Source organism: Nocardioides sp. zg-1308, from assembly GCF_013155375.1.
GTDB lineage: Bacteria > Actinomycetota > Actinomycetes > Propionibacteriales > Nocardioidaceae > Nocardioides > Nocardioides renjunii.
Genome location: NZ_JABJQY010000004.1, coordinates 142138 through 157284 on the forward strand (window position 1 = coordinate 142138; position 15147 = coordinate 157284).

Consider the following 15147-nt stretch of genomic DNA (forward strand, 5'->3'; position numbering starts at 1 on the left):
TCACCGACCGTCGCGGCTCCGACCCCGCTCGACGGCGCCCACGAAGACGCGGATGACCACGCCGATCAGCAGGAGGTCGAGCACCATCTGCACGGTGACCAGGCGACGCGCCTGCTGGGTCACCGCCGCGATGTCGCCGAAGCCGACCGTCGCGAAGACCGTGACGGTGAAGTAGAGGGCGTCCGTCCGGGTCAGGGCACCGGCGGTGAAGCTGTCGGGGTCGTCCAGCGTCAGGAGGTAGTAGCTGACGGCGAACAGGACGAGGAACACCGGCAGGATGACGGCAAGCGCTTCGACCGCCCGCACACCCGGGTGGGTGGAGCGGGTCACGGCGTGCACCTGCCACACCGTGACCACCACCAGTGCGCCCAGCGCTGCGAGCAGGCCGACCCCGACTGGCAATCGGCCGAGGTGGTCGAGGGGGAGGACGAAGTAGAGCACGCACACCGCGGTGGTCGATGCGAGTGCCCGTGCCACGCCACGCGCGACGGGAGGCCGGCCTGTGCCGGTGCTCTGGCTCTGCTCACGGGCGTGGGTCACGGTGGGGCTCCTCCTCACTGCTGCCTCGGGACACGCGACGGCATGCGTGGCGGCGCAGGCCCAGACCACGTCGTCCACCTCGTCCGTGCATCACCTGAGTCGGGTGACCCCACGGCGGCTGAGCGGCGCGACCATGGGCTGCACCGGCGAGCGAGGTGAGGGAGGCGGGCGCATGGTCGGGCAGCCGCAGGCAACCGGCGCCACGTCGACCCACCGCGAGACCCGGAGGCACGCGTCCCACGTCTACGGGCTCATCATCGGCGGGGCCGTGCTGGCCACGGTCCCCGAGGACTTCCGGCTCGTGAGGGTGGCGCTCAATCTCTTCATCACCTTGGTCGTCTACTGGGCTGCCGAGACGTACGTGCACTGGATCAGCGTCCGCACGCTCGCCGGCCGCGCGCTGACCTCGGCGGAGAAGCGGGAGGTGGTCGGCGACGGGTGGCCGCTCGTGGCGGCGTGCGCCGTCCCGGTGGCCTTCCTGGTCGTCGAGGCACTCTTCCGCGTGGAGACGGCGCTGGCGGTCGACCTCGCGCTCGGGCTGAACGCGGTGCTCCTGCTGGTCGTCGGGTGGCGCATGGGGCGTGCCGGTCACCTCCGCGGAGGGGCGCTGGTGGTGGCCACGGTGGCGGCCGGGCTGCTGGGCGTCGCCATGATCGTCCTCAAGATCGCCCTGCACTGACGTGGCGACGGCCTGATGGACCTCATCCGCCCGGGCTCCTCCGGCGACCTCCAGGCCCTCGGCCGCAGAGCCGCCGAGTCCTTCCTGGGCAGGTCGGTCCTCCGGTTCCTCAGGATGGCCGGGATCGACCGGTGCATCGTGTTGTCCTCCCAGGCGTTCACTGCCCTCATCCCGCTCCTGATCCTGGTGGCGAGCCTGGCACCGGTCGGCGAGGAGGACGTCGTCGCCGACTCCTTGGTCGACAAGTTCGCCCTGACGGGTGGGTCCGCGGACGCCGTCGAGCAGCTGTTCTCGACACCGCCCGGTGCCTCCAGCGGCGTGAGCGTGTTCAGCGCCCTGCTGCTGTTGTTCTCGGGAGTGTCCTTCGCGCGCCGGATGCAGGCGATGTACCGCGCCGGGTGGGACCAGCAGCGGCAGGGGGTGCGCAGCACGGTCTTCGCGGTGCTCGGCCTGGGAGCGCTGCTCGTGGAGGTCTGCCTGACCTACGGCCTGCGGGAGCTGGGGGAGGGTCTCAGCGCTCACTGGTGGTGGACCGTCCCGGTGCAGCTCGCCACCGGCCTGGTCCTCTGGACCTCGATCCCGTACCTCCTGATGGACCGGCGCGTGCACTGGCGCCGGCTGCTGGTCGCCGGCGGTGGCGCCGCTGTGGGCACGACGGCGTTCTCCCTCGCGACCACGGTCTACATGCCGGTCACGGTGGAGCGCTACACCGAGGACTTCGGCCTGTTCGGCATCACGATCGCCCTCATCGGCTGGATGCTCGTCGGCGCCGGGATCCTGGTGGGCAGCACGGCGATCGGCGCCGAGTTCGATGCGGCCCGTGGTGCTCGCGTGGTGGCGCTGAAGACGCGCTTCGGGTTGCACGACCCTTCCGCCGACCAGAGCCGCGTCGTCGAGCAGGAGGATCGCGGGCTCACGGCGGACGACGTCCTCCTGCTCGTCCGCGTCCTGCTCAACTGGCTCATCCTCACGGCGGCCGTCTGGGTCGCCACGGCCGTGGTGCCAGGTCTGCACGTCGACGGCGGTGTCGTGACCTACCTGGCCCTGTCCGTCCTGTTCGGGCTCGTCAACGCCGTGCTCGGACCGCTCCTCGACCTGGTCGCCCTGCCCCTCACGGTGGTGACGCTGGGTCTCTTCGCGCTGGTGGTCAACGGCGTGCTGCTCGCCACGACCGCCGGGCTCACCGAGCGCTTCTCCGTCGACGGCCTCGGCAACGCCGTCCTGGGGGCCCTGGTCATCGCCGTCGTCACGACCGTGCTCGAGCTGGTCGTCCGCCCGGTCGCGCGCTCCTCGGCGGGGTCGTCGCAGAGGCGGGTCAACGCATGAGCATCGTCATCACGTGGTTGGGCCACGCGACCGTCGTCGTGGACATCGACGGTGTGCGCCTGGTGTCGGACCCGCTCCTGCGACGGCACAACGGCCCGCTCCGGCGACGCGGCGAGCAGCCCGACCGGGCGGCCTGGGCGGGTGCGCGCGCCGTCCTCCTGTCCCATCTCCACCACGACCACGCCGAGGTCTCCTCCCTGCGGCTGCTCGGGGACGTCCCGGTGCTGACGGCCGTCGACAACGCCCGGTGGGTGACGGGCAAGGGCCTGCGCGGACACGGGTTGCAGGACGAGTGGGTGCGGGTGGACGACGACTGCGACGTCCGGGTGCGCCTCGTACCGGCCGTGCACCACTCGCGACCCATGCCGCACCGGCCGAACGCGGCGAACGGCCATCTCGTGAGGGGGCCGTCCGGAGTGGTGTGGATCGCCGGGGACACCGAGCTCTACGCCGGCATGGAGACCGTCCCCCACCTGGCGGGGGCGGCCGTCGACGCGGCGGTCGTGCCCGTGGGCGGCTGGGGGCCGCGCCTCTCACCCGGACACCTGGGACCGCACGAGGCTGCCGTGGCGTGCCGTCGGGTCGGCGCGTCGCTCGCCGTCCCGGTGCACTGGGGGACCCTCCACGTCCCGGGCGCGCGAGAGCTGCCCCGTGGGTGGATGGGAGCCGGAGGACCGGACTTCGCGGCGGCCGTCACCAGGGAGGCGCCCGACTGCGAGGTCGCCGTGCTCAGCCTCGGTGGCTCGGTGGTGGTTCCTCGACGAGGTCGCCGGGCTGACCGCTGACCAGTGGTTCCCGCCACGTCCCGTCGGGGTCCGCCTCGATGAGCAGCGCCTTGACGAGCAGGCTCATCGGCACGGCGAGGAGTGCTCCGATCGGGCCGAGCACCCACGCCCAGAACACGAGCGAGAGGAACGTCAGGGTGGTCGACAGGCCCACGGCGGACCCGACGTAGCGGGGCTGGATGACCGACTGGATGACGAGGTTCACGACGCAGTAGAGCACCACGACCACGACCATGAGGTCGGGACCGCCCTCGAGCAGTGCCACGAGGGCGGGTGGCACGAGGCCGATCACGAAGCCGATGTTGGGGATGAAGTTGGTGACGAACGCCAGTGCGCCCCAGACGAGCGCGCCCGGGACGCCCAGGCCCCACAGCATGACCGTGTCGACGACGGCGACGATGAGCCCGAAGATCGCGGACACCCCGAGGTAGGTGCGGGTGCCCTGCGCGAACGACTCGAGCGCGGCGACCAGGTCGGGCCGGTGCCGACGTGCACCGGCGGCGAGCCGCTCGGTGCTCGCACCGTCGAAGGCCATGAAGAGCATGAGCGTCAGGACGAGGGCGAACGACGAGAGCAGGGAGACGATGCCCCCCATCAGGGCCGTGAGGGCCTCCACCAGACGGCCCACGTCGAGCGCTCCCGCGGCGGCCTTGGCCTGCGGCTCGTCGAAGCCCATGGACGTGACCGTGCTGTGGACGCTGCCGGACAGGTCGTCGAGCTCGCTCGCATAGGTCGGCACGAGGGACGCGAGCTGCGCGGCCGAGACCACCAGGGCAAGAGTGAGTGCGGCGATCAGCAGGTATGCCCCGAGCAGCACGACGACGGACGCGGCCCACGTCGGCATCCGCCGCCCGAGGCGCGAGCGCACGGGGTGGAGGAGCACGGTCAGGGCGAGCGCCAGTGCCGTGGGTCCCACTATCCCGGCGGCGGCCTTGAGCCCCGCGAGGACGACCACCAGCGCGGCGGCGCTCACCAGCATGCGGCCACTGCGCGTCGCTGTCATGAGCTGCTCCTCTGGTGGCCGGCGGGGAGGCTCGTCCGGTGGTGGAGCGCCTCCAGCACGCCCACCAGGTGCCGGTGCAAGGCGTCGCCTCCGACGATCGGCTCCATGGGGATGAGCAGGTCGGCCGGTGCCAGCACGAACGCGCGGTCCTGCCACCCGCCGAGCCCGCCGTGTGCGCCGACGAGCGGCTCGAAGGCAGCGATCTCGCGCGTGCGCGGGTCGACGGCACTGTTGACGTACAGGTCGGGCGCCTCGGGCATCGAGGTGGCCGCGCGCACCATCGCCGCGGCGTGCGAGCCGAAGCCGTGCAACGGGTCCGTGCCGACCACCTCACCCGTGTCGAGGTAGTGGCGACCCGAGCGCCCGATGGCGACGGGGCCGGCCAGCGACATCGCGCTCACGAAGCCGATGCCCTCGTGCGCGACCAGCCCGGGCACCAGCGCCGGCCACTGGCGATCGAGGTCGTCGAGCGTCAGCCGCGCGGGACCCGGCGCGTAGACGAGCCCCAGGTTGCCGCTCCCCAGCACCACCAGCTCGGTGTCGCTGGAGGCAGCGTCCGGCTGCGTCCTGCCCCGGACGCGGCGTGACGCGGCCCCCGAGATCCCGGTCGAGGGCGCCGCGGTGAGGTCCTGCAGGACCGAGTCGACCCGGCCCCAGCCCTCGATGCTGCCCTCCACGCCCGAGGTGGCCGACATGGTGAGCGCGCGGCAGAGCGCACTGAGCTCGATGCCGTGGCGGGCCGCGAAAGGCTCCCCCTGGGACTGGCCGTGGTCGCTGAGCACCACCACGTGGTAGCGCCGCGGCGCTCGCTCGGCGACCTTGTGCAGGACCGCGAAGACCTGGTCGAGCCCGCCGAGCGCGGCGAGTGACTCGATCCGCGTGCCGCCGGCGTGGTGGGCGATCTCGTCGTAGTCGACGTAGTCGACGTAGATGCTGCGCGCGCCGCGCATCATCTCCTCGCTGACGATCGCGGTGTTGAGGTCCCGCAGCAGGCCGTTGCTGAACGCCCTCAGCGCGGCGAACGTCCAGGAGCGGTGCACGCGCGGGTGCACCAGCAGGCGTCGCTGACGCGCCATCTGGAAGCGTTCGCGTCCCACCTCGGCCGCAGCACGCGACAGGCTGCGCGCCAGGCCGTCGGGCCGCACCAGGAAGCGTGCGAACACCTGCCTGGTGCGGCGCGCCCCGCGCGTCACCTCGAGCCGGCTCATCGTCATGGAGGCCTTGGGCGCGTCACCGGTGAACAGGTTGGAGACGGACACCCCGTCGTCGACGAGCAGCCCCTGGCCGGTGCTCGCGCGCGACTCGATCACCGCCGCGTCCTCGGGACGGTTGGCCACGAGGACCCTGCCGAGCTCGCGGTCGTACCAGCGGAAGGCGGGGACGCCGGCCGCGCTGCCCATCAGCAGCGCCTGCTGGCTCGCGGGTGTCGTGCACGGGAGCTGGACCGTCCACTCGTGCAGCGCGTGGGACCCGCTGTCGACCCAGCGGCGCAACGTCGGCATCGTGCCGGACTCGAGCACCCACTGCATCACCGGGAAGGAGACGCCGTCGAGCTGGACGAAGAGGACGCCGTCGACCTCGGGGTCCGTGACGTGGCCCGGCTTGATCCGCATGAGACTCGCCGCGAAGGACTCGTCGGTCCCGGCGCTGGTGAGCCACACCAGGACGGTCCCGAACGCAGAGGCGATCCACGCCGCGGCGACGGCGGTCCACCACGACGCGAAGGACACGCCCGGGACGAGGCCCAGGGCCAGCTGCATCACGACCGCCTGGCCGAAGACGGTGCACAACGCGACGGCGATCCAGCCGACCCTGGCCGCGAGCTCGACGAGGACCGGACGCACCACGAGGCCGAGCAACCCGGTCACGGCGGCGGCGACCAGCAGCGGCAGCCACGAGGTGTGGGTGAACCCCGGGAGGAGCCACGCTGTCATCAGCAGGGCGACGAACGAGAGGATCCACGCTGCGACGAGCCGGGCACCGTCCGCCAGCCGCACCGGCCGGGGACGCGGCGTCCGAGGGGCGGTCGCGTCGGCACGTGCCGGCGGATCGGTGACGCCGCTCACGGGTGTCACTTGCGCCGGCTCGCGCGAGGGGTCACCTCAGCACCTCGACCTCCGGCGCCGCGGGTGGCGTGGTTGCTGCGCCCGTCCACGCGTCAGCGCCACTCGGCGTAGGAGCCGCGCCTGGCGGTGACCGCGTAGATGATCAAGACGTCGACGGCGATCATGATCGCCGACCAGAGGGGGTAGGCGGCGAGGAAGGCCAGGTTCACGACGGCGCTCGTCATCGCGACGACGACGGCCACGACGCGGGCCCAGGTGGCGCCGGTGAGCAGTGCCCCGCCGGCGACCGCGAGCAGGACACCCAGGAGCAGGTGGACCCAGCCCCAGGTCGTGTAGTCGGTGGTCACCACCAGCCCGCGCTCGGTGACGAGGAAGTAGTCGTCCTTGAAGAGCGCGACCAGGCCGGCCATGGCGTGGAACGCCCCGAGCATCATCATCATGACGCCGGCGAAGACGACCCAGCCGTACCATCCCCCGCCCGTGTCGCCGGGGGCGCTGCCGGAGCGGTCGACCGAAGCGTGTGCAGTCATGTCGGGGCCTTTCTGCTGCGGTGGTATCGGCACCAGCATGTGAGCGCCGCCCGGCGGTCGCCTCCCCCACGGAGGGTGACGGCGTCGCCTAGCAGAGACCCAGCTGCCGTCCGCGGCGCACGGCGTCCACGCGCCGGTTGACGCACAGCTTGGCGAAGATGCCCTTGAGGTGCGTCTTGACGGTGTTGCCCGACACGAAGAGGGCGGCGGCGATCTCCTCCGTCGAGTACATCTCCGCCAGCAGCTCGAGCACCTGGGACTCGCGCTCGGTCAGGGCGCCACCGAGGACCTCCGGCTGCGGGGCCCGGGAGACGTCGACGAGCCGGGGCCGGACGTCGGAGTCCCGGACCAGGCGGTCCAGGCCGGCGAGGATCTCCCGGTGCGCGTGCCGCAGGGGCAGGTCGCGGTCGAGCGTCGCGCGCAGCCACTGCCAGTCGCGGCGGAGCGGGGTCGGCATGTCCTCGCCGGCGGCCGCCTGCAGCGCCCGGTCGACCAGCACCCGGCTCCGGACCGTGTTGCCGCGGTGCTGCTCCAACCGGGCCTCCAGCACCCAGGCGCGCACCTGCACCAAGGCGGGGGCGAGGTCGAGCTCGTCCACCACGGCGGTGAGGACGGCCTGCGCGCCACGCATGTCACCGATGGCGGCGCGCGTGTCGGCGGCCACCACCCCGGCCTCTGCTGCCGCCTGCGCGGGCAGGGGAGTGACGAGCGCGAGCGCCCGGAGCAGCTCGCCCTCCGCTGCGAAGGCGTCCGCTCGCCTGGCACGCAGGACACCGCTGCTCCAGCCCGGCGTGGGAGTCCCGTCGACCGCGAGCGCCTCCGCCAGCAACCGCGAGGCTGCATCGGGGCGGCCGGTGGCGATCAGGAGCTCGGCGCCCAGCAGCAGTCGGAGCGTGCCTTCCCACGGCTCGTCCTGCACGTCCGCGGTCGACACCACCAGCTCGAGCCGTCGTCGCGCCTCGGGGAGGTCGCCCTGCGCCAGGTGGCGTACCGCCCGGGCGAGCTGCAGGGTGTCGCCGCCCACACCCGGCATGATCCGCTCGGCCCGGCGGTCGTGCTCCGCCGAGCGTGCGAGCCGTCCCATGTAGGCGTCGACCAGGGCCAGCTGCGCCAGGCAACGGTGCCGGAGCGAGCCGGTGGTCGCTGCGCGGAGCGCCTTGGTCCAGGACCGCACGGCTTCCCGGTGGTGCCCCTGCGACGCCTGGACCCGACCGAGGTGGACCTCGAGGACGGGGTCGACCCGCGAGGGCGGCAGGGTCGTGGCCGCCAGGGCGGGTGGCGCGGCCGGTCCCGTCCCGTCGTCGTCAGACGCGGTGAGGATCATCCACGGGCCCGTGCTCCCGTCGCGGAGGATCTCCACCACGGCCCACGAACGGTCGGGCGCAGGAGCGGCTGAGGGCGCTGCCGTGACGCTCAGCGGCGTCCGGGTCCTGACCAGGGGCGCAGCGGCTGCAACAGCATCGGTGACGTGGTTCGCGGAGGAAGACATGGCCATCCCTAGGGGTGAGGTGGGGTGCGCGGCTATTCACCTCCCCCCTGGGGTGAGAGCGCGTCACCTCGCGCCTCAATTCACCCGGGTGAGATCGTGTCGTGGAGTCACCCGAAGCGGGTGACGTCTCCCGGTGGCCCACGCGGCGGCGCTACGTCGGCGAGTCGACGGGCCTAGTAGTCGAAGTCGCTGCCGGAGTCGAAGTGCACGGTGACCGCATAGATGACGACGACGTCGAGCAGGATCATCAGGGAGTACCAGGCCGGCGCGGCCGCCAGGAACGCCAGGTTCGTGACGGCGCTGAGGACGGCGAAGACCACCACGGCGACGCGCGTCCACGGCTGCCGGGCGATCAGCGCGACCCCGAGGAAGCACAGCGCCACGCCGAGCGCGAGGTGGATCCAGCCCCAGACGTCGTAGCTCACCGAGACGACGAGCTGCGAGGACGGCACCTCGTAGTGGGTCTCGGTGAGGAGGGCGACGATGCCTCCGAGCCCGTGGAACCCGCCGAGCAGCAGGAGCATCATCGAGGCGAAGCCGATCACCCCGCTCCACAGCCCGTCGCGGGCGGGTGGCTGGCCCTCGTCGGCCAGTGGTGCGTGCTGCGTCATGGGCTTCTCCTTCACGGACGAGGGTTCAGGGCACGGTGCCACTCGTCACAGGTGCGGGCCTCACCCGGCGCGGAGGAAGCAGGGGTGCCCGGTCTCGGCGAGCGTGGACCCGCCGTGACGAGAGGAGCAGCGATGACGCACGTGGTGTCGCCTGACGCCACGGCGCGCCGGTCCGCCAGGCTCGGTCTCGCCGCGGCCGTCTCGTTCGTGCTGGGCGGCGGGCTCTTCGCGCTGGGTGCGCTCCTCGCCCAGATGGGGACCACGGACCTGCTGACGGTCGACGTGACCTACCTCGTCGGCGGCTTCTTCTTCAGCCTCGGCGGCTGGGTCTCGGTCGTGCTGGCCGCCGGCGTCGGTGCGCGCGCCCGGCGCAGCGCCGTCGTCCTGTTCGTCGGGACGCTGTTCTTCGCAGTGAGCCTGGTGGCGGCGTTCTTCGCCGGGCTCACGCCCCGCCAGTCCGACGGCTGGATCTGGCTCCCCGACATCATCGGGTGCTGCTGCTTCCTCGCCTCCGGCCGGCTGGCGCTGCTCGACCTGGGCGCCGGCGGGACGCGGGTGCTGCCGCACCTCCTCGCGTGGTGGGTGGCGGCCGTCAACCAGCTCGGCTCCGTGCTGTTCTTCCTCGCGGGCCTGGCTGCCTTCGTGCGCCCGGCCACCGACCAGGTGGTGAACGTCGGCCTCGTCAACTGGGGCACGTTCGCCGGGGCGAGCTGCTTCCTCGCGGCCGGCGTCCTCCAAGCCATCGACATCCGCACTTCCCGACGAACGGACGGTACGACGCCATGACCCAGCTCACCGACGCACAGACAGAGGCCCTCTACGGCAACCGGTTCCTCACGGAGTCGGTCCCGTCCACGGCGTTCCCGCAGGGAGGGATGCCGCCGACGGACGCCTTCCGCCTGCTCGCGGAGGACCTCAACCTGGAGGGCGACCCGCAGCGCAACCTCGCCACGTTCGTGACGACGTGGATGGAGCCGGAGGCGCAGCGGATCATCGCCGAGAACCTGCACCGCAACTTCATCGACCACGCGGAGTACCCCATCTCGGCCGAGATCGAGCAGCGGTGCGTGCGGATGCTGGCGGACCTGTTCCACGCGCCGGGGCAGACCACCGGCTGCCGCACGCAGGGTTCGTCGGAGGCCATCATGCTCGGCGCGCTGTCCCTCAAGTGGAAGTGGAAGGAGCGTCGGGAGGCCGAGCACGCGTCCACCGACCGGCCCAACCTGGTCTTCGGCGCCGACGTCCACGTGGTGTGGGAGAAGTTCTGTCGCTACTTCGACGTGGAGCCGCGGATCATCCCGCTCGAGGTGGACAAGTACACGATCGGCCCCGAGGACGTGGCCCCCCACCTCGACGAGAACACGATCGGCGTCGTGGGCGTGCTCGGCACCACCTTCACCGGTCACAAGGACGACATCGCCGGCATCAACCAGCTGCTCCTCGACGTGAAGCAGGAGCGCGGCCTCGACATCCCCATCCACGTCGACGGCGCGAGCGGCGCCTTCGTGTGGCCGTTCCTCTACCCCGAATCGACGTGGGACTTCCAGCTCGAGCAGGTCCGGTCGATCAACGTCTCGGGCCACAAGTACGGGCTCGTCTATCCCGGCATCGGGTGGTTGGTGTTCCGGGAGACGTCCGACCTGGCGCAGGACCTGGTCTTCTACGAGAACTACCTCGGCAAGACCGATGCCACCTTCACGCTCAACTTCTCCACGGGAGCGGCCCTGGTGCTCGCGCAGTACTACAACTTCGTGCGGCTCGGCCGCGACGGCTACACCTACGTGATGCGGCAGATGCAGCAGAACGCCGCCGCGCTCGCAGCCAACCTGCGCGCCAGCGGGAGGTTCGAGGTCATCGGTGACGGGCAGGAGCAGCTGCCGCTGGTGGCCTTCCGCCTCTCCGGCGAGCACGCGTCGTACGACGAGTCCGACATCGCCTGGCAGCTGTCCGCCGAGCGCGGGTGGATGGTGCCCGCCTACACCCTTCCGCCCCGCGCGGAGAAGGTGAAGATCATGCGAGCGCTGGTGAAGCAGACGATGAGCCGAGAGCAGGTGGAGCGGCTCACGCGCGACATCGCCGACGCCTGCGCGACCCTCGACGAGAAGGGTGGCACGCACCCGGCCGAGCGTGAGCAGACGAAGATGGGCACCGGCTACTGACGGCGGGTGGTGAGCGGGCGGACGGCCACGGCCGTCCGTCCGCTCACCGCACGTGCCTGAGCCAGCTCTCGATGTCGCTGCCGGCCCGGTAGTCGAGCTCGCGCAGCGCGAACCGCGCAGCCGCGGCGGCGCCTCGCGAGGCGATCACGACGGCCGCCATGCCGGCGGCGAGCGCCGCCACCTGGGTCAGCGGCACGGTCGGGTGGTCACTCATGGGTTCCTCCTCCGGACGGGGTCCGGCGCACGCACCGGAAGCCGAGGTGGCTGGTGCCCGTGTCGACCATCTGCGGCCGGCGGGCGGCGGGGCGGTAGCGCAGGCAGTAGGTGTCGGCGCACAGGTGCGACCCGCCCTTGACCACCCTGCGGCCGATGCGGAACTGCGGCTGGGCGGGGTCATAGCTGGCCTCGACCGGGCCGCCGCGGGGATTCGTGGGGACGCAGCACGGCTTCTCGGCGGCGTCGGGATGCCGACTGACCCACCAGTCGGCGGTCCACTCCCAGACGTTGCCGGCCATGTCGAAGAGGCCGTAGCCGTTGGGCGGGAAGCTGCCGACCGGTGCGGTGCCGACGAAGCCGCTCTCGCGGGTGCTGCGCCAGGGGAAGTCCGGGCCGTCCCAAGTGTTGGCCATGATGCGGCCGTCCGGCCGGGCCTCGTCACCCCAGGTGTACGCCGCTCCGTCGAGGCCGCCGCGCGCGGCGTACTCCCACTCCGCCTCCGTCGGCAGCGTGGCGCCGGCCCAGGCAGCGTAGGCCTCGCAGTCCTCGAGCGCGACCTGCACGACCGGGTGGTCGGGGCGGCGCTTGACCGAGCTGCCGGGCCCCTCGGGCGCCGACCAGCACGCGCCGGCGGTCCAGGTCCACCACTGGCTCAGGTGCCGCAGGTCCACCGGACCGGGCGTCTGCGTGAAGACCAAGGACCCCGGCACCAGGTTGGCCGGGTCCGCATCGGGGTAGTCCTGCGGGTCCGGTGGGCGCTCCGCCACGGTGACGTACCTCGTGTCCCTCACGAAGGCGGCGAACTGCCGGTTGGTGACCGTGGTCGCGTCGATGGAGAAGCCGTCCACCCGCACCGGGTGGGCCGGGGCCTCCTCCGGGTAGTGGGTGTCGGAGCCCATCGTGAAGACCCCGCCCGGCAGCGAGACCGCCGTGGCGTCCAGGACCGCCCCGCTCCCGCGCCTCATGCGCCGGCGATGCCGGCCTTGAGCTTCTCCATCATCTTGTCGATGGTGAAGCTGGCGGGCTCCTGTCGCGGCGGGAACTCCTTGAGGCTCTGGATCATCCTGCCGACGAATGCGGTGGCCGGGATGACCAGCCATGCGTGCGAGAACATCCAGTCGTAGTAGGTGTTGGAGGTGATGTCCGCGCGCTCGTAAGGATCGGTGCGCAGGTTGAAGATCTTCGGGCACCGCAGCACGACGAACGGCTCGAGCCAGATGGCCAGCGTGCCCGGCATGCGCTGCTCGAGGAAGACGAACTTCCAGTTGTCGTAGCGCAGCGCGGTCAGGTCGCCGTCGTCGGAGACGTAGAAGAAGAACTGGCGTGGGCTCGCCTCGGCCTCACCGGTGATGTAGTCGAGCTGGTTGAAGCCGTCGAGGTGCACCTTGTACGTCGACCCCGCGAGGTCCGTGCCGGCCTTGAGCCGGTCGACGACATCGGTGTCGCCGGCGGCCGCGAGCAGGGTGACGAACCAGTCGTTGTGGCTGACGATCCCGTTCAGGACCTGGCCCGCCGGGATGTGCCCGGGCCAGCGCACCATCGCCGGGACGCGGTAGGCGCCCTCCCAGTTGGAGTTCTTCTCGCTGCGGAAGGGCGTCATGCCGCCGTCGGGCCAGGTGTTCATGTGCGGCCCGTTGTCGGTGGAGTACATGACGATGGTGTTGTCGGCCAGGCCCTGCTCGTCGAGGTGGGCGAGCACCTGTCCGACGAGCTCGTCGTGGTCGCACATCGCGTCGTGGTAGGCCGACTGCCAGCGACCGGCTTTGCCCCGGCTCCCGTCCTTGACGTGGGTCCGGAAGTGCATGTGGGTGGTGTTGAGCCAGACGAAGAAGGGGGTGTCGCTGTCCTTCGCCTCGGTCATGAAGCGCAGGGCCTCGGGCACCACCTCGTCGTCGATCGTCTTCATCCGCTCCCGCGTAAGCGGACCGGTGTCCTCGATCCGCTGCCCGCCGGGCGCGTCGGGGTCGGCCCAGGCGTGGATGACACCTCGCGGACCGAAGTTCTTGCGAAAGTCCGGGAACTCCTCCTCGGAGGGGTAGTCGAACTGCTCCGGCTCCTCCTCGGCGTTGAGGTGGTAGAGGTTCCCGAAGAACTCGTCGAACCCGTGCTGGGTGGGCAGGAACTCGTCGCGGTCGCCGAAGTGGTTCTTGCCGAACTGCCCGGTGGTGTAGCCGACGGCCTTCAGCGCGGTCGCGATGGTGGGGTCCTCGGGCCTGATGCCGATGTCCGCTCCCGGCATGCCGACCTTGGTCAGTCCGGTGCGGTAGGGGTTCTGGCCGGTGATGAACGCCGCCCGGCCGGCGGTGCAGCTCTGCTCGCCGTAGTAGTCGGTGAAGCGCACGCCCTCGGCGGCGATGCGGTCGATGTTGGGGGTGCGGTAGCCCATCAGTCCCTCGCTGTAGCAGCTGAGGTTGCTGATCCCGATGTCGTCGCCCCAGATGATGAGGATGTTCGGTTGGTTTGGCACGGCGGCCTCCAGGGCTAGGAGCAGAGGTGGACTCCGGGTGAACGTACGACGCTCCGGACCGGGGCGGCTTCACTCGTTCCGGGGGAGGCACGGGATGGTCCTGCGCCTCCTAGGCTCGGGCCCGGGGGTGGAGACCGGAGGTCAGGTGGTGCTGGAGGAACTAGGCATCGCGCCCGACGTCGAGCGCGTCTACCGCGCCCTGCTCGGTCGGCCGCACACGACCGCTGCGGTGCTGGCCGGCGCCCTCGACCGGTCCCGGCATGAGGTCGGGAGGGGCCTGGCGACCCTGGTGGAGCTCGGTCTGGCGATCAGGTCGGACGACGCGACGTTCGTGGCCGCCCCACCGGCCATAGCGCTGGGCGCCCTCCTCAACGAGCGGCGAGACGGCCTGCGCCTGGTGGAGCAGGCACTGGCCACGATGGCCGAGGAGCACCGGGCGGCGATGACCGGACGCGACATCGGCGAGCTCATCGAGGTGGTCACGGGCGTCGATGCCGTCCGGCACCGCTTCCACCAGGTGCAGCAGGCCGCCTCGCGCGAGCTCCGCATGTTCGTCACCGCGCCGTTCGTCGCGGTGCCACCGGGCGAGAACCGGGCCGAGGCCGCGGCGGTCGACAGGGGCGTGGCCATCCGGGTGGTGCTGGACACCGCCGTGCTCGCCGAGCCGGGGGCGGTGGAGGAGGCGGAGGACTCCCTCCGCAACGGGCTCCAGGTGCGCGTCGTGGACGCGCTCCCGATCAAGCTCGTCATCGCCGACGCCGAGCTCGCCCTCGTCCCGCTGGGGCTCGGCGGGCAGCCGGGCGCCGTCCTGCTGCAGCGGAGCGGGCTGCTGGCAGCGCTGGACGCCCTGTTCGAGTCGACCTGGCGCCACGCGTACCCCCTCGTGCTCCCCGACCACGCGGACGATCCTGACGGTGCTCCGCTCGGTCCGGACCGGCCGCAGGCCGGCCCGACCGCACTCGACAGGCAGGTGCTCAGCCTCATGCTGGCCGGCGTCTCGGACCAGGCCGTGGCGTCCCAGCTCGGCTTGTCGTTGCGGACCGTGCAGCGGCGCCTGCGCCACCTGCAGGACCTGGCCGGGGTCAGGAGCCGGATACAGCTCGGCTGGTACGCCGCGCGCCACGGCTGGGCGTGACGGTCCGGGCCTGCCCGCGGCGTTTCGGGGGGAGCCGCGGGCAGGCGTGCAGCGACGGGGCGGTCGGGGGCTGACCATCCACATCAGCGACAGCGTAGGCACGGGCGCGGGCGTTCCCCACCTCCGAACGGGGCGCACGGC

At 71.8% G+C, this 15147-nt stretch carries 15 protein-coding genes; 6 read left to right on the forward strand and 9 right to left on the reverse strand.

The annotated features are described in order from the left end of the window. The gene (locus tag HN031_RS15665) at positions 1 to 540 is read right to left on the reverse strand and encodes a potassium channel family protein (RefSeq protein ID WP_216652509.1); all 540 of its coding nucleotides are present in this window, start codon (positions 538 to 540) and stop codon (positions 1 to 3) included. A 172-nt stretch (positions 541 to 712) separates the two neighbouring features. Between HN031_RS15665 and HN031_RS15670 the strand changes: the two genes are divergently transcribed. Genes HN031_RS15670 through HN031_RS15680 form a run of 3 tightly spaced genes read left to right on the forward strand, consistent with a single transcriptional unit; the run spans position 713 to position 3330 of the window. Then, entirely contained in the window at positions 713 to 1219 is a 507-nt protein-coding gene (locus tag HN031_RS15670; protein ID WP_172272097.1) for a hypothetical protein, read from the forward strand. Between the two features lie 15 nt (positions 1220 to 1234). Further along, on the forward strand, positions 1235 to 2545 hold the full coding sequence (locus HN031_RS15675) for a YhjD/YihY/BrkB family envelope integrity protein (protein ID WP_172272099.1): 1311 nt from the start codon (positions 1235 to 1237) through the stop codon (positions 2543 to 2545). Beyond that, a complete protein-coding gene (locus tag HN031_RS15680; protein WP_172272101.1) occupies positions 2542 to 3330 on the forward strand; it encodes an MBL fold metallo-hydrolase in 789 nt (262 codons plus the stop codon). Before HN031_RS15675 ends, HN031_RS15680 begins: the two co-directional genes overlap by 4 nt. On the opposite strand, the gene HN031_RS15685 is transcribed toward HN031_RS15680, so the two are convergent. The 5 genes from HN031_RS15685 to HN031_RS15705 all read right to left on the reverse strand — a co-directional run bounded on the left by HN031_RS15685 (position 3275) and on the right by HN031_RS15705 (position 9029). Next, on the reverse strand, positions 3275 to 4333 hold the full coding sequence (locus HN031_RS15685; RefSeq protein ID WP_172272103.1) for an AI-2E family transporter: 1059 nt from the start codon (positions 4331 to 4333) through the stop codon (positions 3275 to 3277). The genes HN031_RS15680 and HN031_RS15685 overlap by 56 nt on opposite strands. After that, positions 4330 to 6399 (reverse strand): phage holin family protein, encoded by a 2070-nt coding sequence (locus HN031_RS15690; RefSeq protein WP_172272105.1) that lies wholly within the window; start codon positions 6397 to 6399, stop codon positions 4330 to 4332. Before HN031_RS15690 ends, HN031_RS15685 begins: the two co-directional genes overlap by 4 nt. Before the next feature lie 92 nt (positions 6400 to 6491). After that, positions 6492 to 6929: a hypothetical protein gene (locus tag HN031_RS15695; protein ID WP_172272107.1), complete on the reverse strand. Its 438-nt coding sequence runs from the start codon at positions 6927 to 6929 to the stop codon at positions 6492 to 6494. An 88-nt stretch (positions 6930 to 7017) separates the two neighbouring features. Continuing rightward, the gene (locus HN031_RS15700; protein WP_172272110.1) at positions 7018 to 8418 is read right to left on the reverse strand and encodes a LuxR C-terminal-related transcriptional regulator; all 1401 of its coding nucleotides are present in this window, start codon (positions 8416 to 8418) and stop codon (positions 7018 to 7020) included. Positions 8419 to 8591: 173 nt separating this feature from the next. Then, complete coding sequence (locus tag HN031_RS15705; RefSeq protein WP_172272113.1) at positions 8592 to 9029, reverse strand: hypothetical protein; 438 nt, start codon at positions 9027 to 9029, stop codon at positions 8592 to 8594. Between the two features lie 132 nt (positions 9030 to 9161). On the opposite strand from HN031_RS15705, the gene HN031_RS15710 reads away from it, so the two are divergent. Both HN031_RS15710 and HN031_RS15715 read left to right on the forward strand, forming a co-directional pair. Next, positions 9162 to 9815, forward strand: coding sequence for a hypothetical protein (locus tag HN031_RS15710; protein WP_172272116.1), 654 nt, complete (start codon positions 9162 to 9164; stop codon positions 9813 to 9815). Continuing rightward, a complete protein-coding gene (locus tag HN031_RS15715; RefSeq protein WP_172272118.1) occupies positions 9812 to 11188 on the forward strand; it encodes a glutamate decarboxylase in 1377 nt (458 codons plus the stop codon). The genes HN031_RS15710 and HN031_RS15715 overlap by 4 nt, the downstream gene beginning before the upstream one ends. 43 nt (positions 11189 to 11231) lie before the next feature. Here the strand turns inward: HN031_RS15715 and HN031_RS15720 are convergent, their stop codons facing one another. Genes HN031_RS15720 through HN031_RS15730 form a run of 3 tightly spaced genes read right to left on the reverse strand, consistent with a single transcriptional unit; the run spans position 11232 to position 13871 of the window. Next, positions 11232 to 11402 (reverse strand): hypothetical protein, encoded by a 171-nt coding sequence (locus HN031_RS15720; RefSeq protein ID WP_172272120.1) that lies wholly within the window; start codon positions 11400 to 11402, stop codon positions 11232 to 11234. Further along, positions 11395 to 12369 (reverse strand): formylglycine-generating enzyme family protein, encoded by a 975-nt coding sequence (locus HN031_RS15725; RefSeq protein ID WP_172272122.1) that lies wholly within the window; start codon positions 12367 to 12369, stop codon positions 11395 to 11397. The genes HN031_RS15720 and HN031_RS15725 overlap by 8 nt, the downstream gene beginning before the upstream one ends. Next, entirely contained in the window at positions 12366 to 13871 is a 1506-nt protein-coding gene (locus HN031_RS15730; RefSeq protein WP_172272124.1) for an arylsulfatase, read from the reverse strand. Before HN031_RS15730 ends, HN031_RS15725 begins: the two co-directional genes overlap by 4 nt. Before the next feature lie 127 nt (positions 13872 to 13998). Between HN031_RS15730 and HN031_RS22370 the strand changes: the two genes are divergently transcribed. After that, positions 13999 to 15006: a LuxR C-terminal-related transcriptional regulator gene (locus HN031_RS22370; RefSeq protein ID WP_216652510.1), complete on the forward strand. Its 1008-nt coding sequence runs from the start codon at positions 13999 to 14001 to the stop codon at positions 15004 to 15006. Positions 15007 to 15147 lie beyond the last annotated feature (141 nt).

Excerpts from the sequence above, each read along its gene's own strand:
- HN031_RS15695 (WP_172272107.1), bottom strand. The coding sequence starts at position 6,929 with ATGACTGCACACGCTTCGGTCGACCGCTCCGGCAGCGCCCCCGGCGAC.
- HN031_RS15685 (WP_172272103.1), bottom strand. The coding sequence starts at position 4,333 with ATGACAGCGACGCGCAGTGGCCGCATGCTGGTGAGCGCCGCCGCGCTG.
- HN031_RS15680 (WP_172272101.1), top strand. The coding sequence starts at position 2,542 with ATGAGCATCGTCATCACGTGGTTGGGCCACGCGACCGTCGTCGTGGAC.
- HN031_RS15705 (WP_172272113.1), bottom strand. The coding sequence starts at position 9,029 with ATGACGCAGCACGCACCACTGGCCGACGAGGGCCAGCCACCCGCCCGC.
- HN031_RS15700 (WP_172272110.1), bottom strand. The coding sequence starts at position 8,418 with ATGTCTTCCTCCGCGAACCACGTCACCGATGCTGTTGCAGCCGCTGCG.
- HN031_RS15725 (WP_172272122.1), bottom strand. The coding sequence starts at position 12,369 with ATGAGGCGCGGGAGCGGGGCGGTCCTGGACGCCACGGCGGTCTCGCTG.
- HN031_RS15670 (WP_172272097.1), top strand. The coding sequence starts at position 713 with ATGGTCGGGCAGCCGCAGGCAACCGGCGCCACGTCGACCCACCGCGAG.
- HN031_RS15675 (WP_172272099.1), top strand. The coding sequence starts at position 1,235 with ATGGACCTCATCCGCCCGGGCTCCTCCGGCGACCTCCAGGCCCTCGGC.
- HN031_RS15715 (WP_172272118.1), top strand. The coding sequence starts at position 9,812 with ATGACCCAGCTCACCGACGCACAGACAGAGGCCCTCTACGGCAACCGG.
- HN031_RS15720 (WP_172272120.1), bottom strand. The coding sequence starts at position 11,402 with ATGAGTGACCACCCGACCGTGCCGCTGACCCAGGTGGCGGCGCTCGCC.
- HN031_RS15710 (WP_172272116.1), top strand. The coding sequence starts at position 9,162 with ATGACGCACGTGGTGTCGCCTGACGCCACGGCGCGCCGGTCCGCCAGG.